Here is a 5,021-nt window from a genome sequence, read left to right on the forward strand (position 1 = left end):
CACCCGCTCGCCACACGCAGCGGGGTACACGCCCTGGAACGACACCTTGGAGGGGTCCGACAGCTCCGCACGCAGGGCGGTCCGCCAGTCACCACAGTCGGCGCCCGGCGCCGCCAGCGCCACGGTGGGCTGGCGCTGCATTCCGGCCAGAGGCGGGTCGTACTGGATGCGCGCCAGGCCGGCGGCCGCATCGGGCACAAAGGTCATCACCGACGATTTGTAGTTGAGCAGCAGGGCGTCGGGTGAGGCGTTGTAGGGCCGCAGCGGCTCGCCATCAAACCGTGCCGGGTCCTGGTCCGGCACGTCGAACGCCGTGCGGTCCAGCACGATGTCGCCCACGATGACCTGGATGCCCTGGCCCTGCAGCCGCCGCATCAGCAGCCACAACCGCTCCATGACCAGCTTGGGGTCGCCCTGGCCCTGGATGTAGACATTGCCCCGCAGGCTGCCGTCCTGTACCGTGCCTTGCACATACACCGGCGTGTTCCAGACGTAGGCAGGGCCAAGCTGCTCCAGCGCCGCATAGGTGGTCACCAGCTTCATCACCGACGCGGGGTTCACAGGCACCTGGGCCCGGTGTGCAAGGCGCGGGCTGGCCTTGCCGGCAGCTTGCGCGTCCACCACCACCACCGACAGGGACTCGCGCGGCAGCTTGGCGCGCGCCAGGGCGGCCTCCACCTCGGGCGGCAGCGAGCCAGCAGGCGGCCCGCCCGTCTGCGCCCCCGCCAAACCCGCACCGCCTGCAGCCACTAGCCACGCAGCACCCCAACCCACCACACCACGCAGCACACGGCGGCGCCAAAGAGCAGAAACAGACAACATGGCGGGGAGTCTATCGCCCGCACACCCGCACCAGGCCCCGCGCCAGCACGGCATGCGGCGGGCGCCGATAATCGCGCGATGCGTTTTTCTCCCCGCACCATCGGCCTGCTGGCGGCCGTGGTCACCGTCACCATCTGGACGGGCTTCATCATCATCGCCCGCGCCTCGGCCCAGCGCACGCTCACCCCGTTCGACATCGCACTGCTGCGCATCGTGGGCGCCAGCCTGGTGCTGCTGCCCTGGGGCTGGTGGATGGTGCGACGGCGCCAGACGGCATTGGGGGCCTCGGCACCGCCGTCCAGCCTGGCAGGCATCTCCCCCTTGCCCTTGCGCACCACGGCGCTGCTGGGCAGCTTTGGCGGGCTGCTGTACGCACTGCTGGCCTATTCAGGGTTCTTCCATGCACCGGCCACCCATGCGGCGGTGCTCATGCCGGGCAGCTTGCCGCTGTGGACGGCGCTGCTGGCCGCCTGGTTGCTGCGCGACCACATCACGCCGCTGCGCGCTGCAGGCCTGGCGCTGATCGTGGCGGGCGACCTGCTGGTGGGCGGGCGCAGTCTGCTGGCGGCGTTTTCGGGCGGGGACGTCTGGAAGGGCGACCTGCTGTTCATGCTGGCCGCGTCGTCCTGGGCCACCTACAGCGTGCTGGCGCGGCGCCACGCGGTCGATGCGGTGCAGGCCACCATCGCCATCACCGCGTTTGCCTGCGTGGTGTACCTGCCCAGCTACGCGCTGCTGGTCTGGCTGGGTGCGGTCACCAGCCATCTGGCCCAGGCGCCGTGGAGCGAGATCGCGTTCCAGATGCTGTTCCAGGGTGGTGGCTCCGTGGTGGTCTCCGGCATTGGCTTCACGCGCATGATCCAGCACTACGGCCCCGTGCGCTCGACCATGATCACGGCCCTGGTGCCCGGTCTGTCCGCCATGGGGGCGGTGATTTTCCTGGACGAGCCGATGCACTGGAATCTGGTGGTCGGYCTGCTGCTGGTCACCGCCGGTATCCTCCTGGGCGTGCTGCGCAAAAGCCAGGCCCCGTCCACCCCAGCCACAGCCACCTCCTGAGCGCCTGCTCACCGACCGCGCCACCCAAGATCTTCCGACCCTGCCCATGAATCTGCTCGCCTTTGACACCAGCACCGACACCCTCTCCATCGCCGTGCAGCATGGCGATGGGGTCTGGCAGCACCAGGGGCCGGGGGGCGCGCAGGCCTCGGCGGCGCTGATCCCGGCCGTGCGTGCGCTGATGGCGCAGGCGGGCCTGACTTTCGACATGCTGGATGCGGTGGTGTTCGGGCGCGGCCCCGGCTCTTTCACCGGACTGCGAACCGCCTGCGCCGTGGCCCAGGGGCTGGCCTTTGGCGCCAAGGGCGGTCAGGGCGTGCCGGTATTGCCCGTGGACACCCTGCTGGCCGTGGCTGAGGAAGCACGCCAGCAACACGGCTGTACCCACGTGGTGGCGGTGCTGGATGCCCGCATGGACGAGGTCTACCACGCGCGCTGCGAATGGTTGCCCGCCGAAGCCCGCTGGCGCGCAGACGAAGACTTTGGCCTGGGGGCGCCCGAGTCGGTGCAGCCGCCAGATGGCTGGACGGTAGCCGGCAATGCCCGCGCAACCTATGGCGACCGGCTGGCACCGACCGCCACGCACATCACTGCTTTGCCCACCGCCACGGCCCTGCTGCGCCTGGCGCCCGCGCTGATTGCAGCGGGCCATGCCGTGGCCGCTGGTGACGCCCTGCCGCGCTATATCCGCGATAAAGTGGCGCAAACCACCGCTGAACGCGCCGCACTGCGCGCCGCCCAGTCGGCTGTGACGCCCTGAAAAAAGGGTGAACGAATCCAGCATGAGCGCACTGCCTACCTCCTCCACATCGCCGTCCGATGCCAGCCAAAACCGCCCCGAGGCGCGCTTTGAGGCCCTGACCCTGGCACGGCTCGATGCCGTGCTGGCCGTGGAGCAGCGCGCCTATTCGCACCCTTGGACCCGTGGCAACTTCACCGACGCCATGGCGTCTGGCTACGAGACGCAGCTCCTGATGGCGGACGACCATCTGCTGGGCTACTTTGTGGCCATGATGGGGGTGGATGAGGTGCACCTGCTCAACATCACCGTCACCCCCGAATACCAGCGCCAGGGCTGGGCCCGCGTGCTGCTGGACGCCCTGGCCTTGTGGTCACGCGGGCGCGGTGCACAATGGCTGTGGCTGGAGGTGCGGGCGAGCAACCTGCGCGCCCAGCAGATCTACCAGACCCATGGATTCCGCCGCGTGGGCGACCGCAAGCGTTACTACCCCGCAGGACACGGACAGCGCGAAGATGCCGTGGTCATGAGCCTGGCGCTCTGACCCCGCACCGCACCCCGTACCTGCTGAACCACCGATGGCCTGTTTTCTTTCCGTATGAGCCTCCACCTCGATGCGCGCCAGCGCGCCATGCTGCAAGAAATGGGCGTCACCGTGTGGGGGCCATCCCCCGCCCAGGAGGCCATCGCCCAGCCCCCGGCAACCGCCTCAGCAGCTCCTGCGGCCGTGGCAGCACCTGCCATGGCGCCGCCGCGCGCACAACCACAGACACCGTCCCCTGCGCTCGCCGAGCGCCCCCAAGCGCCGCCGGCCCACACCACCAGCCGCAGCGAACCGCCGGCTCCGACTCCTGCACCTGCCTCCACAGGCGCGGCCGCGCCCGCCCTGCGGCTGCACCCATCCCAGGCGCTCTACCCCACCGCCGACCCGGCGCAAACGCCCGCCGGGTTGGGCCGGGGCTGGCTCATCGTGGCCGAGAGCTTGACCCCCGCCGAGCCCCTGGGTGGCGATGCGGGCCGCTTGCTCGACAACATGCTGCGGGCCATGCAATTGCACCGGCACCCGCGCGTGTTCCTGGCCGCGCTGGAGCGGTCTGCGCCTGGCACGGAAGCCAGCGCCGATATCCCGGCCACCCTTGCCGACACCGTGGCCCACCTGCAGCCCGCCATGGTGCTGGTGCTGGGCCATGTGGCGGCACGCGCGGCACTGGGTCGCACCGAGCCCCTGGGCCGCCTGCGCGCAGGTCCGCATGTGCTGGCCGGGTGCCCAGCCGTGGTGACCTACGACCCCGCCTTTTTGCTGCGCTCGCAAGACAACAAGGCCGCCGCCTGGGCCGACCTGTGCCGGGCCCTGGCCATGGTGCGCAGCGCCGAGGCCGAGGCCGAGGGCTGAGAGCCTGTTGGCAGGACCCCAGCCCCCTTCCGTGCTCCCTCCGGACCGGCGAGATCATCGCCCGGTGCCATAATCCGCCGCTTGCCTAATTTTTACGGAGACAGCTCCTTGGAAACCTACCCGAGTTGGTAGCTTTCAGCTCCCGGCGCATTTGACTGCTGTGGGGTTGAAAGCACCCCTACCCCTACACCGCAGACGCCAAAAAACAAGGGAGTGAGCCCATGCTCAAYATCTTTACGCTCGCCAAYGGCCGSCTKKTCCAGGAAGARATCGAGKCSCTSGARGAGCTKWCCAAGTTCCAGCCGATCTGGGTSGACCTGGAAGCCCCGACGCTCGAAGAGAAGCGCTGGATCAAGCAGCACTACGGCCTGTCCATCCCCGAGGATGCGATGGACGAGGACATCGAGGAATCCGCCCGCTTCTACGAGGAAGACAACGGCGAGCTGCACATCCGCAGCGACTTCTTGATCGATGACGACGAAGACCCCCGYTCGGTGCGCGTGGCCTTCATCCTRAACCAGCACAACACCAACCTCAAGAGCCGSGGCGTGCTRTTTTCCATCCACGAYGAAGACGTGCCSGTGTTCCGSCTGCTGCGCATGCGYGCGCGCCGCGCGCCSGGGCTGATYGAAGACGCCAAGGAAGTGCTGCTCAAGCTGTTCGACGCCGACGCCGAATACTCGGCCGACACGCTGGAGAACATCTACGACGAGCTGGAGGCCGTGAGCAAACAGGTGCTGGCGGGCGACGTGACCGACACCCGCGCTGGCGAGGTGCTGGCCGCCATCGCCCGCCAGGAAGACTTGAACGGTCGTATCCGCCGCAACGTGATGGACACGCGCCGCGCCGTGAGCTTCATGATGCGCTCCAAGATGCTCAACKCCGAGCAGTTCGAGGAAGCCCGCCAGATCCTGCGCGACATCGAGTCGCTGGACAACCACACGGCGTTCCTGTTCGACAAGATCAACTTCTTGATGGACGCCACGGTCGGTTTCATCAACATCAACC

At 68.6% G+C, this 5,021-nt stretch carries 6 protein-coding genes; 5 read left to right on the forward strand and 1 reads right to left on the reverse strand.

Going from position 1 to position 5,021, the window contains the following annotated elements:
* A partial coding sequence (locus AC04MI_RS23370) for a D-alanyl-D-alanine carboxypeptidase/D-alanyl-D-alanine-endopeptidase (protein WP_476498828.1) occupies window positions 1–822 on the reverse strand: 822 nt, incomplete at its 3' end.
* A 78-nt stretch (window positions 823–900) separates the two neighbouring features.
* Here AC04MI_RS23370 and AC04MI_RS23375 point away from each other — a divergent pair.
* The 5 genes from AC04MI_RS23375 to AC04MI_RS23395 all read left to right on the forward strand — a co-directional run.
* Window positions 901–1,881, forward strand: a complete 981-nt coding sequence (locus AC04MI_RS23375; protein WP_436076844.1) for a DMT family transporter — start codon at window positions 901–903, stop codon at window positions 1,879–1,881.
* Between the two features lie 46 nt (window positions 1,882–1,927).
* Window positions 1,928–2,641, forward strand: coding sequence for a tRNA (adenosine(37)-N6)-threonylcarbamoyltransferase complex dimerization subunit type 1 TsaB (gene tsaB / locus AC04MI_RS23380; protein ID WP_436076843.1), 714 nt, complete (start codon window positions 1,928–1,930; stop codon window positions 2,639–2,641).
* A gap of 22 nt (window positions 2,642–2,663) precedes the next feature.
* Window positions 2,664–3,164, forward strand: a complete 501-nt coding sequence (gene rimI, locus AC04MI_RS23385) for a ribosomal protein S18-alanine N-acetyltransferase (RefSeq protein ID WP_436076842.1) — start codon at window positions 2,664–2,666, stop codon at window positions 3,162–3,164.
* Between the two features lie 54 nt (window positions 3,165–3,218).
* Window positions 3,219–4,013 carry a uracil-DNA glycosylase family protein gene (locus AC04MI_RS23390; protein ID WP_436076841.1) on the forward strand — a complete coding sequence of 265 codons (795 nt, stop codon included), beginning with the start codon at window positions 3,219–3,221 and terminating at the stop codon, window positions 4,011–4,013.
* A 221-nt stretch (window positions 4,014–4,234) separates the two neighbouring features.
* Window positions 4,235–5,021 (forward strand): CorA family divalent cation transporter (locus AC04MI_RS23395; protein ID WP_476498829.1); only part of this gene is annotated, 787 nt, incomplete at its 3' end.

The organism is Acidovorax sp. LjRoot204, from assembly GCF_056175785.1.